The sequence below is a fragment of the Helicobacter pylori FD535 genome (assembly GCF_000296015.2).
Taxonomy (GTDB): domain Bacteria; phylum Campylobacterota; class Campylobacteria; order Campylobacterales; family Helicobacteraceae; genus Helicobacter; species Helicobacter pylori_CT.
This window is the reverse complement of sequence record NZ_AKHP02000009.1, coordinates 1-17,199: the sequence shown is the minus strand read 5'-3', so window position 1 is coordinate 17,199 and position 17,199 is coordinate 1. Positions and strand designations below refer to the sequence as shown.

17 protein-coding genes are annotated in these 17,199 nt (G+C 40.0%); 6 read left to right on the top strand and 11 right to left on the bottom strand.

Features of this window, described 5'->3' with window-relative positions; genetic code table 11:
• From DV63_RS0208995 to DV63_RS10760, 3 genes are all read left to right on the top strand, one after another.
• A partial coding sequence (locus tag DV63_RS0208995) for a hypothetical protein (RefSeq protein WP_031202237.1) occupies nucleotides 1-273 on the top strand: 273 nt, incomplete at its 5' end.
• The gene (locus DV63_RS10765; protein WP_000905223.1) at nucleotides 273-1,379 is read left to right on the top strand and encodes an epoxyqueuosine reductase QueH; all 1,107 of its coding nucleotides are present in this window, start codon (nucleotides 273-275) and stop codon (nucleotides 1,377-1,379) included. The genes DV63_RS0208995 and DV63_RS10765, both read left to right, overlap by 1 nt.
• A gap of 210 nt (nucleotides 1,380-1,589) precedes the next feature.
• On the top strand, nucleotides 1,590-2,351 hold the full coding sequence (locus tag DV63_RS10760; RefSeq protein WP_000853690.1) for an outer membrane beta-barrel protein: 762 nt from the start codon (nucleotides 1,590-1,592) through the stop codon (nucleotides 2,349-2,351).
• On the opposite strand, the gene DV63_RS10755 is transcribed toward DV63_RS10760, so the two are convergent.
• From DV63_RS10755 to DV63_RS10730, 6 genes are all read right to left on the bottom strand, one after another.
• Nucleotides 2,348-3,112, bottom strand: a complete 765-nt coding sequence (locus DV63_RS10755; RefSeq protein ID WP_017179681.1) for a glycosyltransferase family 2 protein — start codon at nucleotides 3,110-3,112, stop codon at nucleotides 2,348-2,350. The two genes, DV63_RS10760 and DV63_RS10755, sit on opposite strands and share 4 nt — an antisense overlap.
• A gap of 30 nt (nucleotides 3,113-3,142) precedes the next feature.
• On the bottom strand, nucleotides 3,143-4,840 hold the full coding sequence (gene tlpB, locus DV63_RS10750) for a methyl-accepting chemotaxis protein TlpB (protein WP_000971610.1): 1,698 nt from the start codon (nucleotides 4,838-4,840) through the stop codon (nucleotides 3,143-3,145).
• 216 nt (nucleotides 4,841-5,056) lie between these two features.
• Nucleotides 5,057-6,802: a bifunctional metallophosphatase/5'-nucleotidase gene (locus DV63_RS10745; protein WP_000733652.1), complete on the bottom strand. Its 1,746-nt coding sequence runs from the start codon at nucleotides 6,800-6,802 to the stop codon at nucleotides 5,057-5,059.
• A gap of 143 nt (nucleotides 6,803-6,945) precedes the next feature.
• On the bottom strand, nucleotides 6,946-7,404 hold the full coding sequence (locus DV63_RS10740) for an S-ribosylhomocysteine lyase (RefSeq protein ID WP_000783560.1): 459 nt from the start codon (nucleotides 7,402-7,404) through the stop codon (nucleotides 6,946-6,948).
• A 37-nt stretch (nucleotides 7,405-7,441) separates the two neighbouring features.
• Complete coding sequence (locus tag DV63_RS10735; RefSeq protein WP_001242834.1) at nucleotides 7,442-8,584, bottom strand: cystathionine gamma-synthase; 1,143 nt, start codon at nucleotides 8,582-8,584, stop codon at nucleotides 7,442-7,444.
• A 24-nt stretch (nucleotides 8,585-8,608) separates the two neighbouring features.
• Complete coding sequence (locus DV63_RS10730) at nucleotides 8,609-9,526, bottom strand: O-acetylserine-dependent cystathionine beta-synthase (protein ID WP_017179736.1); 918 nt, start codon at nucleotides 9,524-9,526, stop codon at nucleotides 8,609-8,611.
• Nucleotides 9,527-9,681: 155 nt separating this feature from the next.
• Here DV63_RS10730 and DV63_RS10725 point away from each other — a divergent pair, with 155 nt between their 5' ends.
• Nucleotides 9,682-10,206 carry a hypothetical protein gene (locus DV63_RS10725; protein WP_000943117.1) on the top strand — a complete coding sequence of 175 codons (525 nt, stop codon included), beginning with the start codon at nucleotides 9,682-9,684 and terminating at the stop codon, nucleotides 10,204-10,206.
• A gap of 239 nt (nucleotides 10,207-10,445) precedes the next feature.
• Here DV63_RS10725 and dnaK read toward each other — a convergent pair whose 3' ends face one another.
• From dnaK to DV63_RS10710, 3 genes are read right to left on the bottom strand one after another with little or no spacing between them, the layout of a single operon-like run.
• Nucleotides 10,446-12,308: a molecular chaperone DnaK gene (gene dnaK / locus DV63_RS10720; protein WP_000521039.1), complete on the bottom strand. Its 1,863-nt coding sequence runs from the start codon at nucleotides 12,306-12,308 to the stop codon at nucleotides 10,446-10,448.
• Between the two features lie 30 nt (nucleotides 12,309-12,338).
• Entirely contained in the window at nucleotides 12,339-12,914 is a 576-nt protein-coding gene (grpE, locus tag DV63_RS10715) for a nucleotide exchange factor GrpE (protein ID WP_000650839.1), read from the bottom strand.
• Nucleotides 12,914-13,744, bottom strand: a complete 831-nt coding sequence (locus DV63_RS10710; RefSeq protein WP_000234018.1) for an HrcA family transcriptional regulator — start codon at nucleotides 13,742-13,744, stop codon at nucleotides 12,914-12,916. The genes grpE and DV63_RS10710 overlap by 1 nt, the downstream gene beginning before the upstream one ends.
• A gap of 210 nt (nucleotides 13,745-13,954) precedes the next feature.
• Here DV63_RS10710 and DV63_RS10705 point away from each other — a divergent pair, with 210 nt between their 5' ends.
• Together DV63_RS10705 and DV63_RS10700 are read left to right on the top strand one after the other, a co-directional pair.
• The gene (locus tag DV63_RS10705) at nucleotides 13,955-14,593 is read left to right on the top strand and encodes a class II aldolase and adducin N-terminal domain-containing protein (RefSeq protein ID WP_017179737.1); all 639 of its coding nucleotides are present in this window, start codon (nucleotides 13,955-13,957) and stop codon (nucleotides 14,591-14,593) included.
• 20 nt (nucleotides 14,594-14,613) lie between these two features.
• Nucleotides 14,614-14,910 carry a hypothetical protein gene (locus DV63_RS10700; RefSeq protein ID WP_000156066.1) on the top strand — a complete coding sequence of 99 codons (297 nt, stop codon included), beginning with the start codon at nucleotides 14,614-14,616 and terminating at the stop codon, nucleotides 14,908-14,910.
• 9 nt (nucleotides 14,911-14,919) lie between these two features.
• Here the strand turns inward: DV63_RS10700 and DV63_RS10695 are convergent, their stop codons facing one another.
• Both DV63_RS10695 and DV63_RS0208990 read right to left on the bottom strand, forming a co-directional pair.
• Nucleotides 14,920-16,803: a motility associated factor glycosyltransferase family protein gene (locus DV63_RS10695; protein WP_017179738.1), complete on the bottom strand. Its 1,884-nt coding sequence runs from the start codon at nucleotides 16,801-16,803 to the stop codon at nucleotides 14,920-14,922.
• Between the two features lie 62 nt (nucleotides 16,804-16,865).
• A partial coding sequence (locus tag DV63_RS0208990) for a flagellin (protein WP_031202233.1) occupies nucleotides 16,866-17,199 on the bottom strand: 334 nt, incomplete at its 5' end.

Sequence of the window (17,199 nt, the reverse complement as noted above, 5' to 3'; positions counted from 1 at the left end):
GCTGATGAGGTGAGAAAGCTCGCTGAAAGGACGCAAAAATCGCTCAGCGAAATTGAAGCCAATATCAATATTTTAGTTCAAAGCATTTCAGACACGAGCGAAAGCATTAAAAACCAGGTTAAAGAAGTAGAAGAAATCAACGCTTCTATTGAAGCCTTAAGATCAGTTATTGAGGGCAATCTAAAAATCGCTAGCGATTCGTTAGAAATCAGTCAAGAAATTGACAAAGTCTCTAACGATATTTTAGAAGACGTGAATAAAAAGCAGTTTTAATGCTCATTCATATTTGTTGCTCAGTGGATAACCTTTATTTTTTAAAAAAGGCTAAAGAGGCTTTTGCGGGTGAAAAAATTGTAGGGTTTTTTTATAACCCCAATATCCACCCTTATAGCGAATACTTGTTGCGTTTAGAGGATGTGAAACGCACTTGCGGGATGCTAGAAATTGAATTGCTTGAGGGCGATTATGAATTAGAAAAATTTTTAGATAAAGCTAAGGGTAAGGAATTGTTAGGGGAAAAAAGCGAACGCTGTTTTGAGTGCTTTGATTTACGCTTAGAAGCGAGCGCTTTGAAAGCCTTTGAATTAGGGGAAGAAAGATTCACTACCACCTTACTCACAAGCCCTAAAAAAGACCCTAACCAGCTCATCGCTAAGGGACAACACATCGCGCAAAGGCACCATTTGGAATTTGTTGTGTTTAGAAACGATAATTTTGAACATTTCAAAAGCGAGTTGGATTTAAATTTGCAAGCTTTGGCGAGAGAAAACGAGCTTTATCGGCAAAATTATTGCGGTTGCCAATTCGCTTTAAAAATCCAAAAAGAATCCCAAAACAGAAGCCCCTTTGAGCTTTACTCGCCTTTAAAACGCCAGATTTTACCCGCAAGCGTTGAAGAAAGAACGCAAGTTTTTAGAACATTAGACGCAGCTAAAAAGGACGCTAATAAGCCTTTTTTAGCCCAAAAAACGATCGCAACTTACCGCTTATTGAATGGGGGCGTGTGGCTTTCTAAAAATTCAAACCCCTTGAATTGCTGCATTCTAGCGCGCTCTAAAAGTAAGGCTAGAGTTAGGATCAACGATTTAAGGTGGGTTTTTTCTCAGCGTTTAAGCACTCTAGTGGGTTATAGCCAAAGAGATGAAACCTTGTTTTTAACTTTAGAGGGCCTTAATACCCTTATGGCGAAAAACTATGATAATTTAAAAGAGTTAAACCTTAACCCCTTAAATTATGAAGAAGAGTTGTCTTTAAGGGCGTTAGTGAGCGGGAGCGAGAGTATTAACCCTATTATCGTGCTAGAAGAACGCACAGAAAAGACCCTTTTTATAGAAATTAAAAGCGTTTTTCAAGAAGAAAAGGTGTTTTATTTGCTGTAAGCTAAACTTTAATTAGGCGATAAATTCTTGTAATGAAAAATGATTAAGGTTGGCTTTAGTTATCCATGCTTGATGGGAACAAAACCTCAATAAATTGTATTTTAAAATATAGCGTTGCGTGTAAGTAGGGGTTATAGTAAAAACATGCAAGTAATTTAAAGTTAATTTAAGATAATTAGGCACAATACATTAAAAAAATTAAGGTTGTATTTGAAAACTCTATTTAGTATTTATCTCTTTTTATCGTTGAACCCACTCTTTTTAGAAGCTAATGAAATCACTTGGTCTCAATTCTTGGAAAACTTTAAAAACAAGAATGATGACGACAAACCTAAACCCCTAACCATTGATAAAAATAGCGAAAAACAGCCAGTCTTAGATAAAAACCAGCAAATCTTAAAAAGGGCTTTAGAAAAAAGCCTTAAATTCTTTTTCATTTTTGGATACAACTATTCGCAAGCCACTTTTTCAACTTCTAACCAAACCTTGACTTTTGTAGCCAATAGTATAGGGTTTAACACCGCTACCGGTTTAGAGCATTTTTTAAGAAACCACCCTAAAGTCGGTTTTAGAATCTTTAGCGTCTATAACTATTTCCATTCTGTTTCCCTCTCTCAGCCTCAAACCTTAATGGTGCAAAATTATGGGGGCGCGTTAGATTTTTCTTGGATTTTTGTAGATAAAAATATTTATCGTTTTAGGAGTTATTTAGGGATCGCTTTAGAACAAGGGGTGTTGTTAGTGGATACGATTAAAACCGGTGCTATCACAACGATTATCCCAAGAACCAAGAAAACCTTTTTTCAATCCCCTTTGCGTTTTGGTTTTATCGTGGATTTTATCGGCTATTTGTCCCTGCAATTAGGGATTGAAATGCCTTTAGTGAGGAATGTTTTTTACACCTACAACAACCATCAAGAAAGATTCAAACCACGATTTAACGCTAATCTTTCTTTAATCGTTTCGTTTTAGCCCCTTTTTTCCCTTTTAAATAAGCCCATGATTTTCCTAGGGTATTTTAAAAGCATGGAAAAAACATTCGCTTGAATGCCGTTTTCTTTACATGCTCTTATGTTTTCTTTATTCCTTAATAAAAGGCTTTTAAACCCTTTTGCGCTAGCCCCCCCGGTGCGCATCACCACTAACACTTCTTTCAAGTAAGAAAAGCTTATTTTTTGCACCACAAACAAGCGGATGATCATCTCAAAATCCGCTGAAATCTTATAATCGGTTTTGTATAAGCCGTAGCGTTCATGAATGGCTTTTTTGACAAAAAGCGTAGGGTGGGCTGGCACCACGCCATAAAGCAAGGTTTTAGGGCTAAACTCCCCGCTCTCATAATAACGGACCACTTTTTCTAAACGATCCGGTTTGACAAAAACCAGATCCGCATACACGCTATCGCAATTTTTGTTTTCAAACTCATGCACCACTTTTTCTATTACAAACTCATCTTTGTAAAAATCATCGCTGTTCAATAAAGCGATAATATCCCCACTAGAGCGCCTTATGCCCTTATTCATAGCGTCATAAATGCCCTTATCTTTTTCGCTCACCACGCAAGCGATTTGATCCTTATATTTTTGAATGATTTCTAAAGTGCTATCCGCGCTAGATCCGTCTATAATGATGTATTCAATGTTTTTATAAGTTTGGTTAAGCACCGAAAGAATGGTGTCTTCAATAGTTTTTTCACTATTAAAGCACGCCGTGATCACAGAAACTTTTAACAATCCAACCCTTTTTGATAAACTCCTCCTAATTTAAGTTTTAAATAAATTCACTTGTTTGTCTAAATTCATGGTCGTTCCACTCACATGCGTAGCGATGTTTAAAATATCTGAAGAATCGGCTAAAGTCTTAGAAGCCACTTTTTCCACTTCTACAAAATCGCTTACCATAGCTTCAATTTGGTGTCCGGATTTGGCGTAATCGTCCATGCTTTGATTGCTGTCTAATACGACTGAGCTTAAATTAGAACTCATTTTTTCGTAAGTTTCTTGCACGCTTTTACTCATATCGCTCAAACGCTCCATTTTTTGCGAATTGAGATTCATTTGCGAACTTACGGCATTGATTTCTTGGACAATCACCATGATAGTGGAATTGATTTCGGCTAAAGACTTTTGAGTGCGCCCGGCTAAATTCCTAACTTCATCAGCCACCACCGCAAAGCCTCTCCCATGCTCGCCGGCCCGTGCGGCTTCAATAGCAGCGTTTAGGGCTAAAAGATTGGTTTGATCGGCAATATCGTTGATGATATCCAAAATGGATTTGACATCATCAGCGTTACGGCTTAGCTGCTCCACTTGGCTAGAGAGCTCCTCTTCAGTGTGCGCGCTCTCTGTGATTTGAGAAAATAAATCCCCAATCGCATCCTTGCTCTCTTTGACAAGCCCTTGCGTTTCAATCAAACGCTTCCTTAACCCTTGAGACTGCTCTATGGAAATATTCATCATGCTCGCTATATCAGTGGCTTTATTTTTTACGGAATTTAGGGTGGTTGAGGAATCTTTCATGCTCTTTTGGGTTTCTTGCGCGATTTGGACTAATTTATCCATTGAAGTTTTATTGGAAGTGGAAATCCCTTTAATCTCTTCCATAATCAAGCGGGCATTTTCCACAAACAAATTGACCCCACGGCCCACTTGCGAGATTTCATCGTTGCGATCACCCACATCAATTTTGGCTCTCAAATCCTTATCCCCATGGCTAAAAGCGTTGATTTTAAGGACTAGTTCATCAATGCGTTTCACGATTCTTAATTTAGCGTATACGAGCGTCAAGACCACTAACGATATCGTCGCTGTCAGTATCCAAAGGAATAATTTCGTGGTGTTTTCATTAAAAACCTTATTCATGCCTTCTTTAATCGCTTTATTTTCTGTGTTAATGTCAGTGTAATAAGAAGTCGCTGCGATCACCATTTGAGACACTTCATCATAATGCGAGTAGGCGAATTTTTTCTCCGGCACGCCTCCATCGTATTTAGGCATTTTATAATAAGTGTAGCCTCCCCCTTTTTTAGCCGCCTCCAAATACCCCCTAACATAATACACCCCATCAACGCTCTGAGCGTCAAGCCCTGATTGGCCTACGGTTTTAGGATTGACCGGATCAAACAGCACCACCCCGTTTTTATCCACCACCACCATATAAATCATGCCTTTATCGTCGTTAATGCGTTTGAAATAATCTAACGCCATTTTTCTTGCAGTAGCATTGTCAAAACTTTTGTAATACTCATGAATGCCCTGTTCAAGAAGTTTTGTCATGTAAGCGAGCGTTTTTTCACGCTTTTTGTATTGCCCGTTTTCTAAATGCTCCATGAGTTGCGCCAACACATCTTTTTGCATAACCTTTACAAAACCAATAAAAAGCCCCCCTAAACCTAAAAGAGCGGCTAACACGACCAGCATGATACGAGTCCCTAACGAAGCAAACATTGAAGAAAACATCATTTATCTCCTATAAATCATTTTTAAGTCAAACCCTAATTTTAGAGTTTAGCTTCCAAATGTACCCCCCCTCCCCCCGAAAAATGAGAAGAGACACAAAGTAAAATTAAAACCCGGTTGTTTGAAAACCGCCAAAAAAGTGAAAAGCCAACAATTTAAGATTATATAACACCCTTTTTTAAGTTAGGCTTAAAAATAAAATAATAAAAATAAAAAATTTTATCTAACTTCACTCTCTTTAATGGATCTTATGTTCAAAGTCCTCCCGTCTTTTGAAGTGGGGATTTTGATGCTCCCCTCTTTTAATTTTTCTGCCAATTTTTTTAGCAACGGGTTTTTGAAATCGTAGTTGATGATTTCCCAGTTTCCCTCCAATTCAGGCGTTACTTTCCCGCCCTTCTCTTCTGTGATGTATTTGATGATTAAATCCCGTATTTGCCCGTTATCTTGTAACTCATCGTAAGAATTATAATACCTGTTGGCGTCTGTAACCAATTTTAATGTCGTGGATAATGTCCCGAATCGGTAATTGTTGATCGCTAATTTATAGATTGCTTTGGGGTCAATGGGTTTGTTGTTGATTGTCGGATTAATGATTCTTTGTCCGGCGGGTTTTGTAACATCAACTTGGTATTTCACGCCAGAAAACATATCAAAGTTATAACCGCGAATGTTTTCATTAAAACTGATCGTTAAATCGCCTGGTTGCAACTGATTGTAAAATTGATACGACCATTCCATGTATTTCAACAGATTTTCACCCGTTATCTCCACTCCAATGAGCGTGTTAGCGAACTTGTAAATGTAGGCGACATCTTTTCTTTTGAAAGGCCCTTTTTTCAAATTGGCGCCAAAATTGAATAAGGCTGCCGCTGAAACATCGGCTTTTGCATAATATTTTTGCACTTTATTGATCAATTCTATCACCGGTGTTTCTTGCAAGGCGGCGGTTGGCATCGTAGTGATTTTTTCTCCTCCTGTGATGAAATCAGGCCTGTCAATAAAGGTTTTTGTCACTTCGCCGACCACTTCATTAGCGTATTCTTTTGATTTTTTATCCACATATTCATATTTTTTCGCTAATTCTTCATCTTCTGGAACGCCTTTTGTGGGTAAATTTTCAGTCGTTACAATTTTTTTCTTCGTTTTGGTGTCAAATACTACCACGCCTTTTGCCAGATAAGCCCCATACGCTCCAGGCTCAATGGTATGCACTTTTCCTATTTTAGTGTTATAAACTGCATGCTCATGCCCTGCAAAAATGATGTCAAATTGCGGGAATTTTTTCGCCAGATCAGGTATCCCGTCGCCACCTTTCTCATCTTCTCGCCCCAAATGAAAAGCGCCAATCAAAACATCATACTTCCCTTTCAGTTCTTTCAAAGCCTTTTCTAGTGCTTCTTTGGCGTCCAAAAACTTCAAGCCTGCAAAATGTTCAGGCGTAGCGGCCTCCCAAGTGGGGATGTGTGGAACCACATACCCCACAACCGCCACCCTCACGCCATCAATTGTTTTAATTACATAAGGCTTTACAAACGGCTGATTGTCTATAGTTTTGATGATATTCGCATTCACGACATCACCATTAAACCCCTTAATATTTTTCTCTAAAAAATATTTGCTGAAATTAAACTCGTGATTCCCAAGCACACGAATGTCAAATTTCAAATCATTTTCGGCTAAAACGAGCGGGTGGATAGGCTCATCGTTAAACAACTCCGCGCTATTACCCTGCAACAAATCCCCGCTGTCAATCAAAACCACATTTTTATTTTCAGCCCTTTGCTTTTTGATTAAAGTCGCAATCCTTGTCAAGCCGTTATCGGGTTTTTGCTCGCCAACCGCATAATCATACGAAAAAAGCCGCCCATGAATGTCTGAAGTTTCTAAAAACACTATTTTCACTTCTTTTGCAGATATTGAAAGCGTTAGCGTTAAAAAGATGACTAAAATCAATTTTTTCATTGAAATCCTTCTCAACCAAGAGATTCATAACATGAATTTTTACACAATATTAACACCGATACGATGGTTTTTGATTGGAATGTAACGCTAAAATGGGTAAAATTCATAAGGGGGTAGGGGAGTAAAATCATTCCCCAAACCAATCAAACCCCCACTTCAGACCACTCAGCGCGTTTGTCTAAGAAAGCGCGCGCTAAATTCTGCGCGCCCTCTAAAGTGTGGTTAGCCGCCCAACCGCATTGCTTTTCATTGCTGGCAGGCACTTCTGTAGCCTTTAACACGTCTTGCATCGTCTTTTCTAAAACCTCTAAAATCTCTGTGTAATTGTCATGGTTTAACACCGTGAGGTAAAATCCCGTTTGGCAACCCATAGGCGACCAATCCACGACATAACTGGCATGGTTACGGATAATCTCAGCGACTAAATGCTCTAAAGAGTGTAGGCTCGGCATGTCCATGTGATCTTTGTTGGGCTGCTTGAAGCGCACATCGTATTTGATAATCAAATCCCCATTAACGCCCTTTTTGCGATCAGCGATACGCACATAAGGGGCTTTGACTTTGGTGTGATCCAAATTAAAACTCTCTACATTCATTTTCATGTTTTTAACTCCTTCATTCATAAATTGTAATGAAACTTTAGCTTATTTTAGCGAACGCTTGCTCTAAATCTTCTAACAAATCCTGTTCATGCTCAATCCCCACAGATAAGCGCACCAAACCATCTCTAATCCCGGCAGCTTCTCGTTGCACTTTAGGGATACACGCATGGGTCATAAACGCCGGAATCCCCACCAAACTCTCCACCCCTCCCAAACTCTCGCCTAAAATGAATAACTTAAGGCTTTCTACAAAAAGAGTCGCCTCGCTGTCATTTTTGAGAGTGAAAGAGAGCATCCCGCTAAAGCCACGCATTTGGGCTTTGGCCAGTTCGTGGTTAGGGTGAGTGGGCAAGCCCGGGTAATAAACCCTCTCTACTTTAGGGTGTTTTTCTAAAAAATCAGCCACGCAAAGGGCGTTTTTTTGATGGGCCTCCATGCGCAATCCCAGCGTTTTAATCCCTCTTTGCAACAGCCAGCTGTCTTGAGGGCCCAAAACCCCACCGATAGCGTTTTGGAAAAAAGCGATCTCTTGGGCTAGCGCTTCATTATTGGTGGTTACAAGCCCAGCAACCACATCGCTATGCCCGCCTAAGTATTTTGTGCCGCTATGCACCACAATGTCCGCCCCCAAAAGAAGCGGGTTTTGACAATAGGGGGTGGCAAAGGTGTTATCCACGATAGTGAGCAAACCATGATCTTTAGCGACACCAGCGCATTGCACTAAGTCCGTGATTTTAAGCAAGGGGTTACTAGGGGTTTCTAAATAAAGGGCTTTGGTGTTGGGTTTGACAGCCTTTTTGATTTGGGATAGATCGCTAGTGTCTATAATGGTGCAAGAAAGCCCGTTTTTGACAAGCACCTTATTAAACAAGCGGAAAGTCCCCCCATAAACATCATCGCCCAATAACACATGATCGCCTGATTGCAAGAGAGAAAAGACAGCGTGGATTCCGGCCAAACCAGAAGCGAAAGCGAACCCCTTAACCCCCCCTTCTAAATCGGCGATGAGTTCTTCTAAAGCAAAGCGCGTTGGGTTGCCTGAGCGAGAGTATTCATAGCCCTTATGGCGGCCTATGGCGTCTTGGCGGTAGGTGGAAGTTTGATAAATAGGCACGCTCACCGCCCCCGTTGTCGCGTCCTCACTAATGCCCCCATGGATTAGTTTTGTTTGCATGCGCATGGTTTTTCCTTTTTTATTGAATTTTTATGAATAAATACCTTTAGAAAGATAACGATCGGCAACATCTGGGAAAATGGTTAAAACCTGGCTACCTTCGGGGAGGCGTTGTGCTTCTTTTAGTGCTGCCACAAAAGCTGCCCCACTAGAGCTCCCCACTAATAAGCCGTTTTTCTTGGCTAACTTCCTAGTGTAGCTAAAACCCTCTTCATCTGAAATCGTTTCAAAGCCATCAATATCCAAGTTTGCAAAAAAAGGGGGGATGAACTCCACGCCAATGCCCTCAATCTCATGAGGCCCAGGCTCTCCCCCATTCAAAATAGAACCCTCCGGCTCCACCCCAATCAAGCGAATATTAGGAATGCGCTCTTTCAAATACCTAGCTGTGCCAGCAAAAGTGCCACCACTCCCTATCCCGGCTACAAAGCTCGTAAGGTTTGTGCCTAACTCTTGGACAATCTCAGGGGCTAGGGTGTGGTAGTAAGCGTTAGGATTATCAGGGTTTTCAAATTGTAAGGGCAAATAGCTATCAGGGATACTTTCGGCTAGCTCTTTACTTTTTTTAATGGCGCCAGAAATCCCCTCGCTACTAGGCGTGTTGATTACTAAAGCCCCCAAAGCCCTCATGATTTGCTGTTTTTCTGTGCTGAATTTTTCCGGGACAACAAAGATGGTTTTGAGATGGTGCTTGAGCGCGACTAAAGCTAGAGCGATGCCGGTATTACCTGCGGTAGGCTCAATGATGGTTGTTTTAGAAGTGATTTTGCCTGTTTTTAACCCTTCTTCTATAAGGTATTGGCCTAAGCGATCTTTGATGCTCCCTCCCGGGTTTAAATGCTCTAGTTTAGCGTAAATGGCGGAATTTATGGGAATGGGGTAATCCTTGTTAGTGAATTTAAAAACGGGAGTGCGGCCTATGGCGTCTTGCATCGTGGTAATGATCATCATTTCTCCTATAACAATAACTCAATTTTAGCGATTATGCCTAAACTCGTTAAATGGAATAAGTTTAGGATAGAATGTTGACTTATTAAGATGGATTAAGGAGCTGGTATGAAAAAATAGAATGGAATGAGGAGCAAAGAAAAGCGTTTCAGGACTTGTTAAGAGAATTTGCAGCGTTAATAGACGCTAAAATGCAAGAGGAAAAGCAAACAGGCAAAATTCCAAAAATACCAAAGTATGGTTCATGCCAAAACGGGCTGAACCAGTTTTTAACGCCATGGGGTTATGCGTGTAAAATCAGTCTTGGCTCTGGGAATTTATCCAAGAAGCCATCCATCGCTTTTTGCCGTCAGGATATTTTAGAGGAAGGATTTGTCAATGGTGAAAAACCAACCCCAACAAAAGGTTTTTACCTCTGGTTTGCTTACTATTGGTGCAACGATTTTGAAAAGTTTTATCTTTGTATAGGTCGATCCATAGAGGAGAATGGGGAAGAAGAGTGTCAAAAATGCTTAGCGTATGATAAGATCGTTATTGAAAACGCATGCTATCAAAAGCTCTATGACGATTTAGAATCCCATCTTGAAAACATTACCAACGATTTTTTACGCTTTGCTAACGAATTCAGTCAAATCCCCACTGCGTATTTTGAGTTAGAGCCATCTAGCGCAAGCCATTAAGAAACAACCCCATACCAAAAAGAACTCTCTCATAAGGGATTTTCCTAAAATCCCACCAACGCTTTTTAAAATAAGTCTTGAAAAGCTATCGCTTGATTAAAACCAAGCTTTGATATTTGGATTAAAAAACGCTTTGAGTGTTTTGTAGATTTTGCAATCGGTATCCCATTGATGAAAATGAGGAAAGCAAGCGGGTTTTCATTAAAACCGCCCGCTTAAAAGAAGTTTTTAAAAGCGTTTCACTCCACTTCCGCATCAATCACATCATCGTCTTTTTTCTTGGGTTGCTCGGCGTTGTTTTTATTCGCCATGGCTTCGCCTAATTTTTGAGCCGCTTGCGCTAACGCTTTTGTCTTGTCTTCAAGCTCCGCTTTAGTAGCGTTATCGTTTTTGACGCAATCTTTAAGAGCGTTAATGGCGTTTTGGATCTCGTTAGCGTCGTTTTCATTCAAATTCGTTTTATGCTCATCAAGGCTCTTTTGGGTTTGGTGCGCCAAACTATCGGCATGGTTTCTCGCTTCAATCACTTCTTTTTTCCTAGCGTCTTCTTCTTTGTGCAATTCAGCGTCTTTCACCATTTTTTCAATTTCGCTATCAGACAACCCGCTAGAGCCAGAAATTTTAATCTCTTGGCTTTTACCGGTATTTTTATCTTGCGCTGACACGGTTAAAATCCCGTTAGCGTCAATATCAAAGGTTACTTCAATTTGCGGCACGCCTCTTGGAGCGGGAGCGATGCCTTGCAAATCAAATTTACCTAAAGATTTATTATCCCTTGCCAATTCCCTTTCACCCTGTAAAACCATAATGGACACAGCGGGCTGGTTGTCTTCAGCGGTTGAGAACACCTGAGATTTTTTCGCCGGAACAGTCGTGCCTCTATCAATCACTTTAGTCATTACGCCCCCTAAAGTTTCAATCCCAAGACTTAAAGGCGTAACATCTAATAAAAGCACATCTTTCACATCGCCTTTCAACACGCCCCCTTGAATGCTCGCGCCCACCGCTACGACTTCATCAGGATTGACGCTTTTATTCAACTCTTTGTTGATAAACGCTTTCACCCTTTCTTGGACTTTAGGGATACGAGTGGAACCTCCCACCATCACCACTTCTGAAATCTCATTTTTGGTTAGCCCTGCGTCTTTGATCACGCTTTCAATTTTAGAAATCGTTTCTTCCACTAGATCTTCTGTCAAGCTTTCAAATTTAGCCCTAGTGAGTTTTTTAACCAAGTGTTTAGGCCCGGTAGCGTCTGCGGTGATAAAGGGCAAATTGATTTCAGTCTCCATCGCAGAGCTTAATTCTTTTTTAGCGTTTTCAGCCGCTTCTTTCAAGCGTTGCAACGCCATCACATCGTTTTTAATTTCAATGCCCGTTTCGCTTTTAAACTCACTCGCTAAGAAATCAATCACACGATTGTCAAAATCATCGCCCCCTAAGAACGCATCGCCCCCTGTGGCTAAAACTTCTACGACATTATCGCCTGTTTCTAAAACGGTAACATCAAAAGTCCCCCCACCCAAATCATAAACCATGATTTTTTCGCTCTCTTTTTTATCCAAGCCATAGGCTAACGCCGCGCTTGTAGGCTCATTGATAATCCTTAAAACATTAAGCCCTGCAATCGTGCCGGCTTCTTTAGTCGCTTTTCTTTGGCTGTCGTTAAAATAAGCCGGGACCGTGATAACCGCTTCAGTAACGCTCTCACCTAAATAGCTTTCAGCGTCTTCTTTGAGCTTCATTAAAATTTTGGCTGAAATCTCTTGAGGGGTATAAACTTTACCCGAAATCTCAATCGCGCAAGCCCCATTCCTATCCACAATCTTATAAGGCAAGCGTTTTTCGGCTTCTTTAGCCTTATCTTCATTAAACATCAAACCCATGATTCTTTTAATAGAATAAATGGTTTTTTCTGGGTTGGTTACCGCTTGTCTTTTGGCGCTCTCGCCCACTAAAATCTCGCCCTTATCCGTAAAGGCCACAATAGAAGGAGTGGTGTTTTTACCCTCTTTATTAGCAATAATCTTTGCTTCATTGCCTTCATACACCGCCATTGCGGAGTTGGTTGTCCCTAAATCAATTCCAATAACTTTTCCCATGTGTTATCCTTTCTTTTAAAATAAATGTTTTTAGTCGTTTTTAGCAATGCTCACCATTGCCGGCCTCAAAACCCTACCCTTATACTTGTAGCCCTGTTGCAAAACCTGCACGATTTTCCCGTTTTCTTTTTCTTCGCTTTTGACTTGCATGATCGCATTGTGGAAATGAGGATCAAATTCTTCTAAGCATTCAATCCCCTCAATGCCATGCCTTGCCAAAACTTCATGCAACTTTTCCATCGTAAGCTCCAAGCCCTTGGTTAAAGCACTCTCTTTATCCTCTTCAGCTGCACTTCTATGAGCCCCAAGAAGCGCATCAATCACCGGCAATAGATCCAATGCGATTTTTTCATACGCATACTCTAACGCCATGCTCTTGTCTCTTTCTAAGCGCTTTTTCACGTTTTCAAAATCCGCATGCGCTCTTAAGTATTTTTCACGCATTTCTTGGTATTTAAGCTCAAAATCTTCCTTGATCTCGCATTCTTTTCCGCTCGCTTCTTGTTGTTCTTCGCATTGTTGTTCTTTGCAAGCGCAAGCCTTTTCGCAAGACTCAGGATCTTTTTGGCTCAAATGATCGTGTTCTTGGTTGTGTTCATCTTTCATTATTCCTCCTTAGAAATCGTTTGAAAAAACCCTTCATAATCGCATTCTAGTTTCCCCACGCAAAGCAGTTGCATCCGCTTGTTTTGAAATTCTATAGGGCGTGTTACTAGCATGCAATCAGGCTCTATAAAATGCAAACCCTTTTTGAAACGCTCTAAAACCTTACCCCCTAAAATGTCAAAAAATAAAGGGCTGTTTAAAAGCGTTTTTAACCCCATTAGATTAAAGCGCATAATTTGTGTGTTGGAATACTCCAAACGCTCTAATTGCCTGGCCAAACTCAACGCATTGACAGAAGCAGCGATTGAGCGCACTTCTTTAACGCTTTTGCCCACAAGCTCTAATAAAAACTTCTCCATTTTAACGCTGTAACCCAGCACGCAAGAAAACGCCAAAAAGTCCAAAATCAAAAAGCGTTTTTCGCACTCAATGACTCTTTCTAAACGCTCCAAACTGGGTTTTTTTAACAGCGTGAAAAGCCCAAAATTTTCACTCGCGCTTTTTAAGCGTTTTTCATTTACCCTTAAAGCTTCAAAGCGCAACGACTTTTGCCAATAGTTTTCAAACGCCTTAAAAGTAGGCAATCTAGCGCCACTAGAATGTGCTTGATAAAGCATGCCCTCTTTAGAAAGGATTTGAAAATAATTCCTGATCGTCGCGCAAGATATTTTCAAGTCTGCCAACTCTTTTAAGCGCTTAGAGCTAATGGGTTCTAAAATCTGCAGATAGGTTTTAACAAACGCATCTAACAAACTTTCTTTTTTATTCAAATTAGAACCTACTTTAATTCTTCTTAACATCATTATTTGAAAAATCTCGTCAATCACCATTCTTGATGAAAGAACCCTCGCATTATAGCATAAAAAGTTAATAATCTATCACTTGTTTTGAAAAAGTGATAAAAATTACCCGATTTTTCTTTAAAGTTTAGTCTGTATCACTAAATTTATTTACTATCATTAAATTAGGATTTTTTATAGAGTTAATTTAATTTAGATCTGTTAGGAAACTAATACCTTTTATTAAAAAAACTTGTTATCATGATAAACATGAACACACACACAAGAGGCATTGACAGCAATCTGATTCATTCGCTCAAAAGCATTTCATTATCCATGTTTAGAAAGGGTTTTTTTGGGCTTTATCAAGGCTCTATTTCAGCACGCATTGGTGCAAATCAATTTGTGATCAACAAAAGAAACGCTGTTTTTGATCAATTGAATGAAAACACCTTACTGGTTTTGCATGACAAGATAGATTACCGCTGGAAAGAAGCGAGCTTGGATTCGCCCATTCATGCGAGCGTATATAGGGAGTTTTTGGACGCTAAATTCATCGCTTACGCGCGCCCTCCTTATAGTTTGGCGTATTCCTTGCGCCACAACCGGTTGCTCCCTAGAGATTATTTAGGGTATCGTTCTTTGGGCGAAGAAATTTCCATTTTTAACCCCAAAGATTATGACAGCTGGCAAGAAAGAGCGGATACAGAAATTTTACGCCAACTGCAAGAGGGCAAAAAATATTTTGTTTTCATTAAGGGGTGTGGGATTTTTGCCTACCACAGAGAGCTTTCTAAACTCATGGAAGTTTTTGATTTGATTGAAAACTCATGCAAGGTTTTACGACTAGGCGATTTAATGGATTATTGCTATAATGACGATCCACGATTGAGCGTGTAAAAAACTAAAAAGGATAAAACATGACCATAAGCACCCATTACACCCCCAATTTCACACAGCTCCAAACCCTAAACAATATCAATAATGACGCAACCATAAAAGACAGGAATCAAGTGGAGCAAGATTTACAACAAAGCAATATTCAAGATGGTTTCAGCCAAGATAATACGCCAAACGCCCCTGATTTTGACAGGTTACAAGCTTTAAACGCTATCAATAACGACGGCGGGATTAAAGATAGATCCCAAGTTGAGAAAAACCTTGTTGATGGTGAAAATATCCCTGAAATTTATTCCAGCCTAGACACATACGCTTAAAAAGGGGTTTTACCATTCCTTTAAAGCCATTTTGATCGCTTCTATCACGCAATCAATCCCACCCGCTAAACTGAAAAGCCAGTATTTGTGCGCGTAAATGTATTCTAATTGCTTAGCCCTTAATTCGTCTTCATTATTCGTTTTTTTACACACGATTTCAGCGATACGCAATTCCTGGTGGAAGATGTAAGATTGTATCGCATCCATAAAATACGAATTGAATTGCTTGTCGTCAAAAAGCTCTTTAATGTCATCAATTTCAGCGCTCAAATTTTCTAATTTCTTAAAATCCAACTCTTCTAATTTTTTTTCTTCATGAAGCTTTTCCACTTCTTCTAAAAATGACGCCACCTTTAAAAACACTTCTTCAACTTGAGTTTTTTTCTCACTGGCGTATTTGATGATCTCTTCGCATTTTTGCCTAGCGATCTTTAAGTTTTTAGCCTGTTCTGATTGAGTGGGATAAATAAGGTTGATAGGAGGCTTTGGCTTGGATTTGTCTATTTTTTCGCACACTTCTTTAAAAGGCATTTCTTTAGTCCCTTTAATTCTAGCCCCCCCTTCAGTAGCGTTAATGACTTCCAGTTTATAGGGCGTGTTAAAAATATCTTTTTCAAAAAATTCTAAGAAAAGTTTCCACACCAAAGTGGTCTCTACTTCCCCATTACCCCCATATTTTTCTATAAAGATCTTGTCTTTATCTTTTTTAGGCTTGATCTCTCTATCGCCATAAATCGCCCCATTAGCGTGGCTGTTACCGCTTTGTGAAAAGCTCAAATCTTGCCCGATAAACACGCATCTTTTGAAACGAGAATGCACCACTAATTCATACGCCATGTTCGCTGCGCTCATGCCTATGCCCACATAGCCATACTGGTGCAAACCAAAAAGGTTGGTGTAACCAAAGGGGCGGAAGCTGAATTGCTTAACCCCCTTTTTAATCGCTTGAATCAATCGTTTATGCACGATGGAAGTCAGAGCAAAAATGACGCCTTCTTGAAAATCTAAGGGGGTTTCTTCGTAAAATTTCGCCGTTAAATCCACCCTTTCTAAAGACAGCACAATATCAGGCTTGATACCGGCTTTAGCCAAAATAGGGAAAGAAGCGTCTATGCAAAAAAGCGTGGCGTAAGGAGCGATTTCTTTTAAAAGGGGGAGCTGCTTGTTCAAACTGGGCCCGGTTGAAACAATGATAGCGGTGTCTCTGTTTTTTAAAGCGCTCACAAAATCCACTAAACTAGGGCTTTTGATGACTTCAGGCAAATTAGCGGCATGCTGTTTGATGCCTATAAGCGCGTCTTTAGCGTCATTGCCTACGCTAATAGCGCCATGCTCTAAAGCGCGCGTGAAATGCTGGTTGATTCCTATCATTTGATGGGAGTATCGTTCATAATAAGCGTTAAAAAGTTTTAAATCATACATCCTTGCGTATAAACGAGACTTTTTATCCATATCAAATAATGAAGCGATCATGTTGTAATGGCAAAAATCCGCATGCAATAAAATCAAACGATTTTCTAAAATCTCAGTGGAAAAATCCAAAAGATTCAACACAGTGAAAATAATCTCTATTTCAGGCTCAATGACCACCAAGCGTTTTAAATTTTCATTGCCTAAAAGCAAGCGATAAAACACCCCATTACCCAAGCCAAAATAATACAAATAAGGATAAAGCATGTAAATTTCGCTATTTTGGTATAGCTCTAAGCTTGAATCTAGCGGGCTTTTTTCAAATAAGGGCGTGTTTGTTTCTTTATCTAATAGGTTGAAATTCGCGCTATCATTCCCTAAAAACACTTCGTATTTTTTGTTTTCTTTAATGGCTTTGAGCTTTGCGAACAAAAGAGGGTCTTTTTTGAAAAGAGCTTGTAAGTTTTTTTGATAAATATCCATCATTCTAACTTATAAAAATAACTGATAAAAAGGGCTAACGCCCCTTTGAATGAAAAGGGCTGTTATTGTAAAAGCCTTAAGACATTTTGTTGCACCGCATTCGCTTGCGCCATAGCAAAACTCCCGCTTTGCGCCAAAATATTGTATTTAGAAAAGTTCGCGCTCTCTTCAGCAAAATCCACATCTCTGATTTGGGATTCAGCCGCTTTAACATTCACTTGGGTTACAGAAATATTATTAATGGTTGTAACCAATTCCATTTGCACCGAACCCATATCCGAGCGGATCTTGTCTAATTGCGTGCGCGCAGAATCTGCCATATCCATCACAATCATCGCCCCCTTAAGGCTTGTTACCCCAGCCCCTATACCTTGAGAATTGGTCTCCGCTTGCGCG

Coding starts and splice junctions, on each gene's coding strand:
- DV63_RS10730 (WP_017179736.1), bottom strand. CDS start 9,526: ATGATCATTACCACGATGCAAGACGCCATAGGCCGCACTCCCGTTTTT.
- dnaK (WP_000521039.1), bottom strand. CDS start 12,308: ATGGGAAAAGTTATTGGAATTGATTTAGGGACAACCAACTCCGCAATG.
- DV63_RS10705 (WP_017179737.1), top strand. CDS start 13,955: ATGATAAACATGAACACACACACAAGAGGCATTGACAGCAATCTGATT.
- grpE (WP_000650839.1), bottom strand. CDS start 12,914: ATGAAAGATGAACACAACCAAGAACACGATCATTTGAGCCAAAAAGAT.
- DV63_RS10765 (WP_000905223.1), top strand. CDS start 273: ATGCTCATTCATATTTGTTGCTCAGTGGATAACCTTTATTTTTTAAAA.
- DV63_RS10710 (WP_000234018.1), bottom strand. CDS start 13,744: ATGGTGATTGACGAGATTTTTCAAATAATGATGTTAAGAAGAATTAAA.
- tlpB (WP_000971610.1), bottom strand. CDS start 4,840: ATGATGTTTTCTTCAATGTTTGCTTCGTTAGGGACTCGTATCATGCTG.
- DV63_RS10700 (WP_000156066.1), top strand. CDS start 14,614: ATGACCATAAGCACCCATTACACCCCCAATTTCACACAGCTCCAAACC.
- DV63_RS10745 (WP_000733652.1), bottom strand. CDS start 6,802: ATGAAAAAATTGATTTTAGTCATCTTTTTAACGCTAACGCTTTCAATA.
- DV63_RS10695 (WP_017179738.1), bottom strand. CDS start 16,803: ATGGATATTTATCAAAAAAACTTACAAGCTCTTTTCAAAAAAGACCCT.
- DV63_RS10735 (WP_001242834.1), bottom strand. CDS start 8,584: ATGCGCATGCAAACAAAACTAATCCATGGGGGCATTAGTGAGGACGCG.
- DV63_RS10740 (WP_000783560.1), bottom strand. CDS start 7,404: ATGAAAATGAATGTAGAGAGTTTTAATTTGGATCACACCAAAGTCAAA.